This is a genomic window from Thioalkalivibrio sp. ALE19 (assembly GCF_000428605.1).
Lineage (GTDB): Bacteria > Pseudomonadota > Gammaproteobacteria > Ectothiorhodospirales > Ectothiorhodospiraceae > Thioalkalivibrio.
Window position 1 is genome coordinate 13,012 of sequence record NZ_AUAG01000034.1, and the last position, 17,651, is coordinate 30,662.

Annotated in this window: 8 protein-coding genes; 7 read left to right on the plus strand and 1 reads right to left on the minus strand. The window is 65.1% G+C overall.

The window, feature by feature from the left end; all coding sequences use genetic code 11:
- Nucleotides 1-28 precede the first annotated feature (28 nt).
- The 7 genes from F787_RS16540 (at nucleotide 29) to F787_RS16840 (ending at nucleotide 17,096) form a co-directional block, all read left to right on the plus strand.
- On the plus strand, nucleotides 29-925 hold the full coding sequence (locus F787_RS16540) for a lecithin retinol acyltransferase family protein (protein ID WP_081694135.1): 897 nt from the start codon (nucleotides 29-31) through the stop codon (nucleotides 923-925).
- Between the two features lie 299 nt (nucleotides 926-1,224).
- Nucleotides 1,225-7,644, plus strand: coding sequence for a DEAD/DEAH box helicase (locus F787_RS0112635; protein WP_051246154.1), 6,420 nt, complete (start codon nucleotides 1,225-1,227; stop codon nucleotides 7,642-7,644).
- Nucleotides 7,644-9,833: a UvrD-helicase domain-containing protein gene (locus F787_RS0112640; protein ID WP_028492410.1), complete on the plus strand. Its 2,190-nt coding sequence runs from the start codon at nucleotides 7,644-7,646 to the stop codon at nucleotides 9,831-9,833. The genes F787_RS0112635 and F787_RS0112640 overlap by 1 nt, the downstream gene beginning before the upstream one ends.
- A 185-nt stretch (nucleotides 9,834-10,018) precedes the next feature.
- Nucleotides 10,019-11,251, plus strand: coding sequence for a DUF6361 family protein (locus F787_RS0112645; RefSeq protein WP_028492411.1), 1,233 nt, complete (start codon nucleotides 10,019-10,021; stop codon nucleotides 11,249-11,251).
- Nucleotides 11,251-13,044 (plus strand): phospholipase D family protein, encoded by a 1,794-nt coding sequence (locus tag F787_RS0112650; RefSeq protein WP_028492412.1) that lies wholly within the window; start codon nucleotides 11,251-11,253, stop codon nucleotides 13,042-13,044. Before F787_RS0112645 ends, F787_RS0112650 begins: the two co-directional genes overlap by 1 nt.
- Nucleotides 13,037-16,177: a helicase-related protein gene (locus F787_RS0112655; RefSeq protein WP_028492413.1), complete on the plus strand. Its 3,141-nt coding sequence runs from the start codon at nucleotides 13,037-13,039 to the stop codon at nucleotides 16,175-16,177. Before F787_RS0112650 ends, F787_RS0112655 begins: the two co-directional genes overlap by 8 nt.
- A gap of 415 nt (nucleotides 16,178-16,592) precedes the next feature.
- Nucleotides 16,593-17,096, plus strand: coding sequence for a hypothetical protein (locus tag F787_RS16840; RefSeq protein ID WP_155989615.1), 504 nt, complete (start codon nucleotides 16,593-16,595; stop codon nucleotides 17,094-17,096).
- 97 nt (nucleotides 17,097-17,193) lie between these two features.
- Here the strand turns inward: F787_RS16840 and F787_RS15750 are convergent.
- Nucleotides 17,194-17,651 (minus strand): integrase core domain-containing protein (locus F787_RS15750; RefSeq protein WP_042805956.1); only part of this gene is annotated, 458 nt, incomplete at its 5' end.

Consider the following 17,651-nt stretch of genomic DNA (forward strand, 5'->3'; position numbering starts at 1 on the left):
CGGTAGCCAAGCACTTTAAGGTTAGTCGATGAGAAAAAGTATTGTAACCGCATGTGAACAGCAGAAGACCGTCCGAGAATTGTTGGATGGGCTTGGGCGGGATCTGCGGGAGATTGAGGACGCTCTGGAGCATACTTGGGTGTTTCTCCGGATGGGTTCCGGCGAGCCAATGGTGGGAGATCACCTGGTATCCCGTCGATGGGGTGGAGTCTATACGCACCATGGAATTTATGTGGGCGATTACACGGTGATTCATTATGCCGGTGGTTCGGGTAGCGGCCAGGGCTCGTCGGTGCAAGAGGTTCCATTGGAAGAGTTTGCGGCCATAGAAGAAAACGGGGGGTATGCGGTAATTCATTATGACTCGGCACCATTTGAAGGGATGGATGCTGCTGAAAGGGCCCGAGGTAGGTTGGGAGAAGATAGTTATAACGTTCCATGGAATAACTGTGAGCATTTTGCGACATGGTGTGTGACCGGGGTTGAACACAGTAGTCAATCGCGTCAAATAGATGTTTTTAATGGGGATTCCCACTCCGTTGTGGGTGTTGTTGGGTTATTGAAGGGGGCCGGAGGGAGAACGTCTTTTTTGGTGGCCGGGTTGATTGAGGCCGGTAAGGCAATCGCGGCTGCGCATAGGATGGAGGCGGCTGCGAGAAAAGAGGGCGACCGAAGGCTCCATTTGGCCCAGGAGAAATGGGTGGACTCCGAGAATGCGCGCGAGGTTCTTCGGACGTCTTTCCGTCGGGAGATGCTTAATATTTTTCGGCAGGCCAATGCTGTGGCGGACGACTTGGTGGAGGCCATTAAAAACGGAGATGGAAGGGATATAGAAGCTGCCGTTAATCGGCAATTAGAAGTTTTGGGATCCGGAGAGAGGGCGATGAGCCTACAGGAGTTTAAGGAGCGGTTCGGTTTTGCATAGGAGGGTGATCGGGAGCCGGTGTCGGGTTCGGTTGTCGCACCTGGATAACCGGGTCCAAATTCCGACGAACTTTCGATCGACGGAATGATTGGGATCGGATCGAATGTGGGGATTCTGACCGTGAGGGGGCCGGAAGGCGTCGTCGCTGACGGCCGGCTGGGTGGCTGGGCTCGCGCCGGCGTGCTCGGTACGCTCGCCTTTCCGGGGGTGAGCGGGAATAAAGGAGCGGCATGCTGCCAGCAGTTGTAGCAACGGAATTGCGAGAAGGGGTCCGGCACTTTCTGCGGGCGACCTTCCCCATGACGACCCCGGGGTTCCGCCGGGTCGATGGCGGGACCCCGCTGGAGGATCTGCTGGCGGATCCGCGGGCGCTGTTCAAGGGGCCGTATCTGAGTCTGGGGCTGCCGTTCCGGACGGCGGATCCGGAGGCGCCGTCGCCGTTCGAGTACGTTCAGCTCGGTTTTTTGCCGTTTCTCCATCAGGCTCGGGCCTTCGAGCGCCTGGGCGGCGCCGTGCCGCGCTCGACGCTGGTGGCTACGGGGACCGGTTCCGGGAAGACGGAGTCCTTTCTTTACCCGTTGCTGGAGGATGCCGCCGCACGCTCGGCCCCGGGCGTGAAGGCGATCGTGATCTATCCGATGAATGCGCTTGCCCGCGATCAGGCGGGGCGCATCGCCGAGAAGATCCACGAGAGTGAGGGCCTGCGGGGGCGGGTCTCGGTCGGGCTGTTCACCGGGGACCGGGAAAGCACGCCGACCACGGGCATGAGCGCGCAGGGCGTGATCACCGATCACGACACCCTGCGCCAGAATCCTCCGGACATCCTGCTCACCAACTACAAGATGCTGGATTTCCTGCTGATGCGTCCGCAGGACCAGTCGATCTGGCGTTTCAACGAGCCGGACACGCTGCGCTATCTGGTGGTGGACGAGCTGCATACCTTTGACGGGGCGCAGGGGACCGATCTGGCGTGTCTCATCCGCCGACTGCGTGACCGTCTGGCACCGGACGGGAAGCTCGCCTGCGTCGGTACGTCGGCCACCATCGGCGGTGCGCAGGCCGCCGGTCGCCTGCGCGACTACGCGGAAGAGGTGTTCGCCACGCCGTTCGACGAAGACGCGGTGCTGCTGGAAGAGCGCCTGTCGCCGGAGGAGTACCTGGAGGCGGCGGGTCGCCGCGAGACGACGGAGCACTCGCGCTGGCGCTGGCCAGCCCGGTCGGAATTGCCGCGGATGCGCCCGCGAAACCCGGGCACTTCGGAAGAGTGGCTGCGCAGGCAGGCCGAGATCTGGTTGGACCGGTCCCTGGAGCTGGATTCCGCGGACCCGAGGGAGCGTGATGACGCACGGGTGGAACTGGGACGGGAGCTGGTGGCGCACGAGGGGTTCGCGGAGCTGCTGGATCGCAGCGAGCAGGGGCCGGTGGAACTCAATGACATCGCCGAAGATTGGGCGCAACGCTTCGGACTGGAGGGCACCGAGCCGGCCCTGACGATGCTGGACAGTCTGCTGGCGCTGGTGTCCGCCGCGCGTCGGCGCATCGACGACAAACGCCTGGCACCGCTGGTGGAGGTGCGGGTGCAGCTCTGGCTGCGCGAGCTGCGGCGTATGGTGGCGAGCGTGGCGCCGGAGCCGGCACTGGATTTTGCGGACAGCCTTTCGGATCAGCGCTCCGGGCTGCACCTGCCGGTGGTGCACTGCCGGGAATGCCACGCCACCGGCTGGGCGAGCGTGAAGCGTCCGGACGAAGGCCGCCTGGAGGATGATCTGCGCGCGATCTACAACGCGTGGTTCGGTAACCATCCGGATGCGTGCCTGATGTTCCCGCTGGAGGATCAACCGCCGCGCACGGGGTCGCAGGGCACCGCGGGGTTCGTCGGCTGGGCGTGTCCGGAACAAGGGCAGTTGCGCCCGGGGCGCTCGGCCGAGGCTGGCGGGCCGGACGGTTCTCCCTGCGAATCGGATGCCGGCGTTCGCGTGTGGCAGCCGGATATGACTCGAGAACGTAGACGGGGAGAGCACAAGGTTCGTGTCAGCCACCACGACTGCCCGTTCTGTGGTGCGGGCGATGGCCTGAGCCTGCTGGGGGCACGCGCGGCATCACTCTCCAGTGTGGTGATCGGGCAGCTCTACCACTCACTGCATAACGAGCATCGCAAGCTGATCGCCTTCTCGGACTCGGTGCAGGACGCGGCGCACCGGGCCGGGTTCTTCGAGGCGCGGACGTACACCACGCTGGTGCGCCGCGCCATCGCCCAATTTGTGAACGATCGCGGGCGCGACCTGGACCTGGCCATGGTGGCGCGCGAGATGCCGCGCTACTGGCGCCGGGTGCTGGGGGACGACGCGCGGTTCGTCGGCACGTTCATCGCACCCAACATGGTGTGGCTGCGCGATTACGAACAGCTGGTGGCGACGGATGCGCTGCCGTCCGGCAGTGACCTGCCGGAGCTGGTGAGCCAGCGCCTGGAGTGGGAGGTGATGCAGGGCTTCGGTCTGCGTGCCCGCATCGGTCGCACGCTGGAACGCGGCCGCATTGCGACCGTGGGCGTGAATATCGAGGACGAGTTGTTGTCTACGGCCCGGGCGCTGGCCTACCGGCTCTCGGAGGAGATCGGGCCGCTGCGGGACGTCGGGGTCGAAAAGGTGCAGGCCTTCCTGCAGGGGCTGTTGTGGCGCGGGCGCACGCGGGGCGCCTTCTATCACCCGTTCCTCGACGAGTACATCCAGGCGCGCGGCAAGACCTACAAGCCGTTCAACCTGAGCCTGTTCCTGCCGAACTATGGCGGGGCCGCCCGTCCGCCGGCGCTGTGGACCCTGGGCCGGGTGGGGCAGTCGTTCGACGACCTGCACGGTGAGTCCGGATCGTGGTTCCGGGCCTGGTTCGATCGGGTGCTGGCCACGGACGAACACGTGCTGGCGAGCCCGGAGTTCCGCCAGGTGATGAGCCTGACCGTCGACGTGCTGCGGCGCGACGGCTGGCTGCTGGAACGACCGGTCGGGGATCAGGCGGTGTACGGGCTGGATCCGCAGCGCTGGTATGCCGGGATCCAGGTGAAGTCGTTGCACTGCGGCGTCTGCGGGCACCCGGTGGAGGTGCTGGATAACGAGCACCGCCACTGGCTCGGCGTGCCCTGCCTGCGCAGTACCTGCGAGGGACACTACGAACAACCGGATCGACCGTCGGAGCAGGACGCGCTTCAGGAGGGGCAGGGCGCCCCCACGCGCCTGGTGACGGCGGAACACACCGCGCTGCTGGACAGCGATGGGCGTGCGGCCATCGAGGGCTCGTTCAAACGCGATGATCCCCTGCCCTGGGATGTGAACCTGCTGTCGGCCACACCGACGCTGGAGATGGGGATCGACATCGGCGATCTGTCCAGCGTGCTGCTGTGCTCGGTGCCCCCGTCGCAGAGCAACTATCTCCAGCGCATCGGCCGGTCGGGCCGGCGCGACGGCAACTCGCTCGCGGTCACGGTGGCCAACGGGGTCGGGCACGACAACTACTTCTTCGATGATCCGTTGAAGATGCTGGCGGGCTCGGTGGAGCCCCCGGGGGTGTTCCTGAACGCGGCGGCCGTGCTGGAGCGCCAGCTGATGGCCTTCTGCCTGGATCGCTGGGCGGCCAGCGGCATCGAGAACGACGCGATCCCCGGACGCATGCAGATCGTGCTCGATGCCATCGAACGTGAGGACACCCGGCGTTTTCCGCACGACTGGCTGGAATACGTGGCGAACCATCGCCGCGCGATCATGGACGATTTCACCGCGCTGTTCCCCGGCCTCGAGGACGCCACGCGGGAAAGCCTGCATCGCTTCCTGTTCGGCGCCCCGGAAGATGAGCATCCGGGGCTGGACTGGCGCCTGTTGAACCGCCTGCGCGAGACGGCCACGCGCCGTCGCGAATGGACCCGGCGCATCGACCGCCTGAAGCGCGAAATCGGCAACCTGGAGAGCGGGCCGGAGGACGACGAAGTGCGCGAGCGCCTGGCGGGCGCGCGCGGCGAGCGCGAGGCGCTGATGTCGCTGCGCCGCCACCTGAACCACCAGCACACGCTGAACTTCCTGACCGACGAGGGGCTGATCCCGAACTACGCCTTCCCGGAGGAAGGGGTGACCCTGCAGTCGATCATCCTGCGCCGCACCCGCGGAGGCGCCGGGTCGGACGAGGGCGAGGCCGACCGCCCCCGGATGGAACGCCTGAACTTCCAGATGCAGCGTTCCGCCGAGGCCGCCCTGGCGGAGCTGGCACCGCTGAACCGCTTTTACGCGCAGGGGCGCGCGGTCGAGATCGATCAGGTGGATCTGGCCGCCGACTCCGTGCAGCAGTGGCGCTTCTGCGACAACTGCCAGTACGTCGAGAACCTGGAGACCTCGGGCGATCCGCACTCGGTGTGCCCGCGCTGCGGCAGCGCCCAGTGGGCGGACGCGGAGCAGCGCCGCTCGGTGCTGCGCATGCGCCAGGTGTTCGCCACGGCCGATGACCGTGAGAGCCGCATCGGGGATGACGCCGATGATCGCCAGCCGGTCTTCTACACCCGCCAGATGCTGGTGGACATCGACCCCGAACAGCCGCGCCGGGCCTGGCGTTTGGCGACAGAGGAGCTGCCGTTCGCGTTCGAGTACATCCCGCAGGTGACGCTGCGCGAGATCAATTTTGGCCAGCTCGGGGTCGAGGAGGCCGAATTCCGCGTGGCGGGGGATCTGAACGCCCGTCCCGGGTTCCGCATCTGCCGCCACTGCGGCAAGGTCCGTCGCCCCGGCGGACGTGCTCCGCGCCCGGGGCAGTTCCCGCATGCCTATGATTGCCCGCTCGCCCGCCCCGGCGCCGAGGAAAGCGAAGAGGATTATCACTCCAGCCTGTATCTCTTCCGGGAGCTGCATTCCGAGGCCATCCGTATCCTCCTGCCGCTGGCGGATTTCGCGGAATCCGAGGTGCGGCTGCACTCATTGATCGCGGCCCTGAACCTGGGGCTGCGCGAATACTTCCGTGGCAGTGTCGACCACCTGCGGGTGACCGATTACACCGCACCGGGCGAAGGCAGCCGCCGCCGCTACCTGGTCCTCTACGACAGCGTGCCGGGCGGTACGGGCTACCTGAAGCAGCTGCTGAAGGACACCGGGCCGCTGCTGGATGTGCTGCGCCGGGCGTGGGAGGTGGTGCGTACCTGCAAGTGTCGCGAAGAGGAGGATCGCGACGGTTGTTACGCCTGCGTGCTGGCCTGGCGCGACCGCTACCGCATGCCGAAGATCTCGCGGGCCGCCGCCGAGGACCTGCTCGGCCGCATGCTGGAACACGCCGACACGCTGGAGCCGATCGACGGGGTGGAGGAGGTCCACCTGAACAGCCTGGTCGAGAGCGAGCTGGAGCAACGGTTTCTGGACGCCCTGTGCAATGCACACGCGGGCGTGCGCGCCAGCCAGGAACTGGTGAACGGCAAGCCCGGCTATTTCCTGACGCTGCAGCCGCCGGGGCAGGATCCGGAAACCGCCGCCTCCACGCGCGCCTGGAAACTGGAACTGCAGCGCAACCTGGGGGCGGCCGACGGGGTGCGGGTCCCCTGCAAACCGGATTTCGTGCTCTGGCCGGTGCGTGCGGGCGACGGACAGAAACCGGTGGCGGTCTTCGTCGACGGCTTTTCCGTACACTTCGATAACCTGGCGGACGATACGGCCAAGCGCCAGGCGATCCTCGACAGCGGCCGTTTCCATGTCTGGAGCCTGGGCTGGAATGACCTGCCGCAAAGCGGCAAGGAGCCGACCCGGGCCGGGGTGGAGCTGCTGGAATCCGCCCAGTTGCCGGATATGGTGAAGCGCTACAACGCGCTGACGGCGAACAACGGCGGTCGCCCCCATGGCGAGTTTCGTGGCGGGCTGGAGCAGGGGGGCTTTCGGTGGCTGATTCAGTATCTCCAGGGGGGCGACGAGGCCCTTGAATGGCTGCGCGAGGCGGCCTTCTCGCGCGCCTTCTGCATGCTGGATCAGCGCACCGCGCGCGATGCCGGCCTGCGCCAGGCGGTGGCCGAAGCGCTCGAGGCCCGGGTGCCGAGCTGGAGCGCGGAGCGTGTGGCCGGACCGCCCGGCGGCGACGTCTTCGCGATGGGCGGGGCCCTGTCGGTCCTCTCCGGGCACGAGGGCGTGGCCGGCATGGTGGCGGGGTTGCCCGTGGCGACCTTCCAGAAGGACGCTCAAGCGCTGCGGGAGACACTGGCGGTCGCCCTGTTCATCGACGACCCTAACCCGACGACGGACAAGCCGTTCGAGACGGCGTGGCAGGCGTTCTGGAACCTGTCCAACCTGCTGCAGTTCGCGCCGCGGTTCTCGCTGTCCTCCGCGCTCGGCGTCGAAGGAGAGCGTTATGCCCCGGCGCCGACCGAAGAGGCGGTGGATACCGCGGAGGCGGCTGCTGCCGAACCGGCATCCGCGGGTGAAGACGCCTGCTGGACCGAGCTGCGGACACTGTCCCTGTTCGGCGATGCCGTGGCGGATCTGCAGAAGGCGGGCGTGTCGTGCCCCGACAGTGGATACGAGTTGCCGGACGAGGCCGGCGCGATCGTCGCGGAACTGGAACTCGCCTGGCCGGACGCCCGCACGGGCCTGCTGGTCGACCCGGATCCACCGACGCAGGAGGCTCTGCAGGCGCGAGGCTGGAGCGTGTGGGTCGGCCTCGATGAGGAAACCATTCAGGCCGTGGCCAACCAAGTAATGCAGGAGGCATGATGTCCGATCTTCAGCCCATGGTGGCCATCTCCGACGACTTCTTCTCGGCCTTTGCGGCGATCCCGCGCGGCAAGCAGAAGAAGGTGCAGGAGTTCGTCACCAAGTTCCGGCGCGATCCGTTCAGTTCCGGGATCAACTACGAAAAGCTCAATCAGGTGGCCGACCCGAACTTCCGTTCGGTGCGGATCGACCAGGATTTTCGGGCGATCGTGCTCAAGCCGGAGACCGGTAATGTCTACGTCCTGCTGTGGGTGGACAAGCACGACGACGCCTATGACTGGGCTCGGCGACACCGCTGCAAGGTGCATCCGAACACCGGCACGCTGCAGCTGTTGCAGAGTTCGACCGAAACCGCCCCCGACGCACCCGCCGAAGCGAACGAAGCCAGTGCAACGCCGGAGCCTCAGGCCGCCGATGAAGCGACCGTGGAGGCCGGGGCTCTGTTCGATCTGCGCGATCGCGAATTTCTCCGTCTGGGTGTGCCGGAGTCGATGCTGGGTCAGGTTCGGGCGCTTTCTTCCGCGGAGGAACTGGAGGCGCTCGAGAGCACGTTGCCGCGTGAATCCTTCGAGGCCCTGTACATGCTGGCCGCCGGTGAATCCCTGCAGCAGGTGGAGCAGGAGTACGCGGCGTCGCAGGCGGAGACGGACACGGGGTTCGACACCGAGGATTTTGCGGCGGCCCTGCAGAAGGAGCACTCGCAACGCCGGTTCATGGTGGTCAGCGACGACGCCGAACTGCAGGCAATGCTGGAGGCCCCGCTGGAGCGCTGGCGGGTGTTCCTCCATCCCTCCCAGCGCCGCCTGGTGCAGTGGAACACCAATGGCCCCGTGCGCGTGCTCGGCGGCGCGGGCACGGGCAAGACCGTCGTGGCCATGCACCGGGCCCGCTGGCTGGTCGAGAATGCCCTGAGTGACCCGAAGCGCAAGGTGCTGTTCACCACGTTCACTGCTAACCTGGCGACCGACATCCAGGCCAACCTGCAAAAGATCTGCTCGAAGGAGCAGATGGACCGCATCGAGGTTACCCACATCGACCAGTGGGTGAGCCGCTTCCTCAAGCGCAACGATTACCCGAGCCGGATCGTCTACGACCAGGATGACGAGTACCGCAAATGCTGGGAGCTGGCCCTGGACCAGCGCCCGGCAGAGATCGACCTGCCGGATTCGTTCTTCCACGAAGAGTGGGAGCGGGTGGTTCTGCCGCAGCGCGTGACCGACCGGACGGGGTATTTCCGCGCGAAGCGAACGGGGCGCGGGGTGGCGCTCACGCGCGCGCAGCGCGCCGCGATCTGGCCGGTATTCGAGGAACTGCGCATCCAGCTGCACCAGCGCGGACTGCGGACCAACGAGGATGCCACCCAGGATGCGGCCGATCTGATCGAGCGCGGGGAGGGCGGTTATCTGCCGTACGACGCCGTGGTGGTCGACGAGGCGCAGGACATGGGTCCGCAGGTCATGCGGCTGTTGCGCATGCTGGTTCCGCAGCGCGGGAACGACATGTTCATCGTCGGCGATGGCCACCAGCGGATCTACCGACGCCGCTACGCCCTGAGCCACTGCGGGATCGAGGTGCGCGGGCGCAGCCGCAAGCTGCGGATCAACTACCGCACCACCGAGGAGACCCGGCGCTTTGCCATGTCCGTCCTGGAAGGCGTGGCCATCGACGACCTGGATGGCGGTGACGACGCCAGTGTCGGCTACCGCTCGTTGATGCACGGCGACGCCCCGGTCGTGCAGGGGTTCGGCAGTCGGGACGAGGAAGCCGTCTGGGTTGCCGGTCGCATCCGCGAGCTCCAGGAAGACCAGGGCGTCGCGGGGGCCGACATCTGCGTCGTGGCCCGCACCAACAACATCGTCGACGACTTCCGCACGCGTCTGGAGAACGAGGGACTGGCGGTCCGGCCCGTCTCGCGTAAACAGGCCGACCGTTCCGACCAGCCCGGTGTGCGCCTGGCAACCATGCACCGCGTGAAGGGGCTGGAGTTCCGCTACCTGTTCATCGTGGAGGTGAACGACGGCGTGGTCCCCCTGCGCCGGGCGCTGGAGGCCAGCGAGGACCCCACCGAACGGCGTTCGACCGAGACGAGTGAACGGGCGCTGCTGCATGTGGCCGCCACGCGTGCCATCCGTGGCCTGCACGTTACCTACACAGGATCACCCAGTCCGTTCCTTGCGTCCCACGGTTAGCACGACCAAGTCTGGTGCGATGTGGTGTTGCACTTGCTGCTGCTCTTGGGGGCTGAAGAGAAACAGGTTGCGGGGCTTGCTGGCTCAATGGAGTTTGAAGCGGCGGTTTTGGCCTGGAAGTGGCGGTCTAGCGCTTTGGTTCTGGCCGGCATGCGGGCTAGCAGGCGCAGAGGAAGGTTAAACGAATGCTCCAGTCGAAACTCGCTTGGCTTGACCACGATGCGGATGCGCGCGAGCGCAGTATGCGCGTCCTGGCGATGTTCGGGGAGCGCGATACGCGCGACGAGCTGGGTCTCGGTGCGATTCGCGACAACCTGGCGGATCTGCTGTTTCCGGGCACGAGTACGATCCAGACGCGATTGCGCTACATGCTGCTGGTGGCGTGGGTGTATCAGCAGGTAGAGGCGGAGTTGGCGCAGGGGGCGCTTGCGGCGGAGAAGGTGCCGGCGCGGGCGGCCGATCTGGAGTTTCGCATTGTGGATGTGCTGCGCGATTCGGACGACCGGGCGGGAGTGTTCGGCATCGGATCCGGCCGTACGCTGCAGCGATTACCCAGTTCGGTGTATTGGGCGGGGCTGTCTTCGTGGGGCATCCGGGAGGTGCCGCTGTCGCAGGAGCGTTACCACCGAAGTGTGGCTGGCCTGGTGGAGCAGCGCCGAGAGTATGGTCACCTGGAGGGTCAGGGTGGCGGCGGTTCGGGGGATTCGGAGTACCGTACCTGGCACCCGGGCTTGCCGAAGGCACCCGACGGCTTCCCGGGCGGGGTGTCCCTGGCGCTCGAGGTTGGGGAAGCGGAGTTTCTGCTGGACCGGGTGCGCGAGAGCCATCCGACCAGTCTGCTGGCTCACCTGTTCGAAGGTTGCTCCCCGGCGGACGTGACTTACCCTTGGGAGCATCCCGATCGGGCGAGTTTCAGTGAGCATCAGCAGGCACTGCTGGATCAGGCGGAAAAGCTTGCGGTGCTCGCCCAGGGGGCGTTCCTGCTCTACAACCTGGCATTGTCGGAACGTCGCGAACGTGAGGAGTGGGTGGAGTATTACCAGCAGTGGCTGAACGACTGGACCGAGTCGGCCCAGGCATTGCCATTAGCGGAATGGAACCTCGACGAACTCTTCGCGCTGACCGAGGCGGGGGCGCTGCGGGTGCCCGAGGGCGCGAGGCGATTTTTGCGGGACTGGCGTGAACGCGTCGTGGCTTGCGGCAGCGACGGGGCGCGGTTGCGGGCCGATGAGGCGGCGCGTGGTCTGGTACGGCGGCGCGAAACACTGCTGAAGAAGGCGCGCTCGCGCTTTACCAACCCGCAGGCGCTGACGCAGTGGAGCGGGCAGTCGGGTGCCCATCGCTACAACTATCGGTGGCCGACGGTGACGCGTTTCCACCGGGATTTGTACACGGCGTTGCACGGCGAGGAGGGGTAATGCTGGACCCCAACGGGCGCAACCTGTACACCAGCCTGCTTACGCCACCGCCCGGTTACTCGCTGGACCAGGCGCTGGGCACCACTTTCTCGCTCGACATTCCCACGCTGCTGACCATCCCGGTCCATCTGTCGCTGCTCGGAGCCGGGCGGAGCGATGACGGAATCGCGGTGTACGAATCGGTCCGGCGCACGATGGATCGGGTGACGCTCTATCTCCAGCGCGGCCAGATGCGCGCGCCGAAGGATGGCAACCATCTTTTCGGGCTGCTGGAGCCGTGCATGGTGGAGGTGGAGCCGCCCGGCGACGGGGTGTTTCATCCCAAGGTCTGGGTGCTGCGCTTCCAGCCGGACCCGGGGGTACAGGAACCGCCGCTGCTGCGGGTGGCGATCCTGTCGCGCAATGTCACCGATGATCGCTCCTGGGACCTCTCGCTGCAGCTTGATGGCGTGCTGGGCGAGGAAAGCATTGAGTCGAACCGGCCCCTGGCGCGGTTGGTGGAGAGTCTGCCGGGGCTGGCGACGCGAGAATTGGATGCGGATCGGCACGCGCAGGCCCGGGATCTGGTCCGCGATCTGATGACTTGCGACTTCGCGTTGCCCGATGGCGCCGAGACTCTGGAGTTTGCGGTTCCGGGACTGCCGGGGACGCGCTGGGAACCCGAGCCGGGCGACCGCCTGGCGGTGATCTCGCCGTTTCTGAAGGATGCGGCGCTGCGTCGGCTTGCCGACGCCAGTTCCAAACCGGTGGCGTTGATTTCGCGGCCGGAGGAGCTGGAGCAGGTATCGCCGGAAGTCTGCGGTGCGTTCGATGCTTGTTATGTGCTGCATGAAGCGGCGGAGACAGAAGACAACGAGGGTGAGATCGACCACGACACTCACGGCCTGCACGCCAAGGCGTGGATCCGTGAGCAGGGGACGCGCACGTCGATCACCCTGGGCTCGGCGAACGTGACGGATGCCGCATTGCTGGCGCAGCACAACCTCGAGGTGATGGCGACTTTGACCGGGCCGCGACGCAAGCTGGGCGGTATCGACGACCTGCTGGGCGAAAAGGGGCTCGGGAGTGTGCTCCAGCACTGGGCGCCCGGGGAGGATGTGCCCGACGAGGACGTGGAAAAGGTCCGGGCGCGCGAGCGGCTGGAGCAGGCCCGGACGGCGCTGGCCCGTGGCGGGTTGAAGGTCGTGTGCGAGCCCGGCAGTGCCGAGGGTATGTGGCGTTTGTGGCTGGCCGGGGGCGTCGAGGTGCCGGAATCGGTGGCCTGCCGCGCGTGGCCGGTGAGCCGGCGGCCGAATGAGGCGGTGACGCTTGAGGCGGGTCCGGAAGAACATCGGACGGAGCTGGCCCATGGTGGACCCGCGTACCTGACCGGTGTGATTGCCTTCGAGCTGACGGATCCGGCCGCGGAGCCGCTGCGTTTTGCACTGAACCTGCCGATCGAGGGTTTGCCCGCGGAGGACCGCGAGGCGGCGATTCTGCGTGCCGTGGTGGAGAACCGCGACGGGTTCCTGCGCTATCTGATGCTGCTGTTGGCCGGCGATGATGCCTCCGCGGCGGCCTTCATGCCGATCGCGGGAAGCGGCCATGGACACTGGCACAAGGCCGCGCTGGATGAGCTGCCGCTGCTGGAGGAGATGACCCGCTGTTACAGCCGCGAACCGGAACGCCTGCAGGATATTGCGGAGATGATCGAGCGCTTGCAAAGACGTGTCGGTGGCTCCGAGTTGGTGCCGCCGGAGTTCGAGGCGCTTTGGCGTACGTACCAGGAAGCGATGGAGCGCCGCGATGGATAAGATCGAAAGCTTCGATGCCGGGCCGGTGCTGGACGGGCTCAAGCCGTTTCAGCGACGCACCGTGGATTACGCCTTCCAGCGGCTGTTCGACCCGGCGGGCAGCGGGCGTTTCCTGGTGGCCGACGAGGTGGGGCTCGGCAAGACCCTGGTCGCTCGCGGCGTCATCGCACGCACCCTGGAGGCGTTAAGCGGACGAGGGGAGCGCATCGACATCATCTACGTGTGCTCGAATGCGGCGATTGCCGAGCAGAACGTGCGTCGGATGAACGTGATGGAAGAGGGCGGGTTTGCCCTTGCCAGTCGACTGACGCTGCTGCCGCAGACGGTGCATCATCTCAACCGCAACCCGGTCAATTTCATCAGCCTGACACCCGGGACGACGTTCAATCTGCGCTCCAGCACGGGCAAGGTGCAGGAGCGGGTGTTGCTGTTCCATCTGCTCGACGGGCTGGAGGGGCTGAGTTCGGTGGGGCTGAGCAAGGCTCTCCAGTGCAGCGTCGGCGAAACCTGGCCCCAGTGGCTGGAGAAACGCCCGGAGGCGATCGATCCGGACCTGGCGGAGGCGTTCGTCGTGCACCTGCGCCAGCAGGTTCATCTGCGCGAACGGCTTGAGCGTATCTGCGAGGTCTACGAAGCCCCTGAAGCCGAGCGCGGCCCGGAGGCGAACACCGAGCGCAATGCCGTGGTGGGTGAGCTACGCCGCCAGCTTGCCCGGGTCTGCCTCGCGGCCCTGCGTCCCTCGTTGGTGATCCTGGACGAGTTTCAGCGCTTTTCCGACCTGTTGAACGGGGAGACGGAAGAGGCGGCACTGGCCAACGACCTTTTCTCGCTGGACGGGGTGCGACTGCTCCTGTTGTCGGCGACTCCGTACCGGATGCTGAGCATGCACGGCGAGTCGGACGAGGATCACCACGAGGAGTTTCGGAACACGGTGGGGTTCCTGTACGGCGACCCGGATGAAAGCGATCGCCTGGGAGACCATCTCGAGGCGTATCGACGCGGCTGCCGACAACTCGCGGAGGGACATCACGAGGGGCTCCATGAGGCGCGCGAACGCCTGGAATCCCATTTGATGAAGGTGATGTGCCGGACCGAGAGGGTGGGCCTGACGCGGCGGCGGGATGCCATGCTGGACGGGGATGAGCGGGTGGTCACTTTGTCGCCTTCGGATCTCGAGTACGCGCGGAACATCGACGCGACGGCGCGTGCGGCCGGTCTGCCCGATGTGATCGAGTACTGGAAGTCGATTCCGTACATGCTCAGTTATATGCGCGACTACCAGTTGCGCCGGGAGCTGGACGCGATCGGCGAGGCGCCGCCGGCTGAGCTGAAGCGCGCAATCAGGGATGGGAATGGGCTAAGCACGATCGACCGCCAGCGTGTGGAGAACTATCAGTCGCTGGAAATCCCTCACGCGCGGATGCGCGCGTTCGTCAACGAAACCGTGGATTCCGGTCTCTGGGAGCTCTTGTGGCTTCCGCCTTCATTGCCGTACACGCAGCTCGCGGGGCCCTGGGCACGCGCCGGGCAGGTCACCAAACAACTCGTGTTTTCGGCCTGGAACGCGGTGCCGGATGCGATCGCAACCCTTTGCTCGTACGAGGCCCAGGCCCGGGCGTTTGGTCAGGACGGCGAAGACGTCACCTACAGCAATACCTATGAGCGCGTTCGGCCCCTCCTGCGGTTCCATACGGATGCGGACGGTCGACTGACCGGGATGCCGGCACTGGCGCGGATCATGCCGGCCCCTCGTCTGGCGCGCGGGCTGGATCCGCTTCGCTTGTCCATGGATCTCTCGAATGGCGATCTGCCGAGTCTGGACACGCTTCTTGCAGCCGCTGCCAGGCGATGTCGCGAACTGCTCGCTGAGCTTCCCGAGGGCGAAGCTCATGGAAGAGTGGATGAGCGTTGGTACTGGGCCACTATCGCCATGCTGGAACACGACGATCACCTGGTGGAGTGGATGCGGTCGGCGAGCGGCTGGTCCGAGGCCATTCCCGAACGAGAAAGCGGCGACCAGTTCCATGCCCACGTCGATCACATGATCGAGGCGATGCAGGGCGGCGTCGACCTGGGGCGGCGACCGCCGGATCTGGCCGACGTGGTGGCCCGGTTCGCATTGGGCGGACCGGGGGCCTGCGGGATGCGTGCTCTACGGCGGGTAGCACCGGATGTGGACTGGAACGACCCGGCGTTGCTTTCAGGCGCCGCGCAGGTCGCGAATGCCTTCCGTACCCTGTTCAACCTCCCCGAGAGCGTGGTTCTGATCCAGAATCGGGACAATCTGCCGTACTGGCGCCAGGCGCTGGACTATGCGGTCGAAGGCAACCTGCAGGCGGTGCTGGACGAGCATGTGCATGTGTTGCCGGAACAGCTTGGCCTGGTGGACGCGGCCCCCGCCGAGCGCATCGACGGCGTGGCGCGGGCGATCGCGGAATCGCTGTCGATGCGTTCGGCGCAGCTCAAGGTGGATGAGGTCCAGGTGAGGGGGCGACAGGTCGCGGTGGATGACTTCTCCATCCGTTGTCGTTTCGCGCTGCGCTTCGGGGATATGCGCGATGACAGCAGTGGCCCCATCGCGCGCGCCGATGCTGTGCGCGCGGCGTTCAATTCACCCTTCCGGCCGTTTGTGCTGTCCAGTACGTCGGCCGGCCAGGAAGGTCTGGACTTCCACACCTGGTGCCATTCCGTGGTGCACTGGAACCTGCCGTCGAACCCGGTCGACATGGAGCAACGCGAGGGACGCGTGCACCGCTACAAGGGGCACGCGGTTCGCCGAAACGTCGCTCAGGATATTGGACTGGACGGGCTGTCCGGCTGGCAGGGCGAGGGGGATCCGTGGGAGCGGCTGTTCGCGTGCGCCGAAACCACCGACTTCGGCCAACAGTCCGACCTGGCGCCCTGGTGGATCTACGAGGCGGGAGATGCCCGAATCCTCCGGCGCGTGTTGCTGCTCCCGCTAAGCCGCGATGTCGGGAGACTTCAGCAGATGAAACGCCAGCTTGCCCTCTATCGGATGGTGTTCGGGCAGCCTCGCCAGGAAGACCTGATCGCCTATCTCGATCAGGCGCTGCCAGACGACGCGCCGGAGGATTGGCAGATCTCGCTCCTACCGCTAACGGATAAAGACTAACCGCCAAACGGCTTGGGCTCTTTTGCAAAAGGCTCAATATCTATGTTCCCGATAGCTCGCCGATTGCACAGTCTGGTGATAAGTTGCACCACGGACTGCTTAGGGGTATGTTTGTCATCCGGTTGAATAACCATAATCACGCTTGACTTATCGCGGTCATAAGTCGCTGAGTTCAAGTGGTCAAGGAATGGTTCGTGTGCCGCGTGCATTGCAACGGAACTACAGGTTAGGCATTCTGCCCGTAGCCATGCATGATGGCCGCATCGACTAGCAGTTGCGGTCTGTGTGAGGGGGGCTCGGAGTCCTTATTTTAGATTGTTTATGGTCAGTTGCGTATCATGAAAGGTATGATCGAGTAGATTGTTAATCTTGCTGTTTAGATTTTGCTTTCAAATGTAAAGGGGAGGGCTAAAAAATGAAGAATAATATAAAAAAATCACTCATTGCCTGTCTGATTGCCGTGCCGGCTGTCTGGGGTCCATCTAAAGCGGATAATCTTGTACTGGATGGCCTTCACACAATTGAGTTCAATCAGTGTCGTAGTGCAGCGGAGTCACTAGCCAATGTATTGGTAAGCACCAAAAACCATGGCTATCGTATGACAAGGGGGGTAGATACTGATGACGATATGCTGGTTATTGCGGTCGAAAACACTTGGGATGACGGAAGCTCGGATATCGAGACTGGCGCCATTGCGCCAACGACAGCCGGTGATTGCGATGTCCTTCGTACGCGAGTTCTTGTCGCAGGCAACTCTTGTACGAGTTTGGCAAATAATTGGGAGGTCGAGAGGGAGGGAACCCTAAATTCAGAGTGGGTATACTACACTGATGAAGCGAGCGATTACTACATGTTAAGCATGGGTGAAACCTGCGTCGTTAAGGAGGTTGAGTCGGTTGTCGGTGTGCCAATGGATTGATAATCCTGGTTTGAGGTTTTGCGTCTAGTGAGCCCGTGGCGAAGGTTCCGGTGCGTCTGTTTAGCATTTTGTAATGACCCCCGGGTTTTTGCTCACCCTACGCGCTTAACGCGGGGTGGGCCCGTGGCGCCGCATAGCCCAGTGCCTGATGCGGCCGTTGTTCGTTGTAGTACCGGATCCAGTCGCCGATCACCGCCCGTGCGTGGCCCAGCGACTCGAAGCGGTGCTGCCAGATGCATTCCTTTTTCAGTGAGCGGAAGAACCGCTCGATCAGACCGTTCTGCTCCGGCGTGTACGGTGTGGTGAACTCCTGGTTCAGACCATAGGCCTTCACCGTCGCGGTGAACCGCCGTGAGCTGAACACCAGTCCATTGTCGGACCGGAGTGCCAGCGGTTGTGCCACCCGCTGGAGCACACCCAGGCGCTGGATCAGCGCTTCTTCAAGGGCCGCCTCGGCCGTCGGGCTGCTCCCTCGGCTGGACAGCCGCCAGCCCAGGACCTCCCGGGTACAGCAGTCCACGATCACGGCGAGAGCGGCTCGCCGGTCCTTGCCGC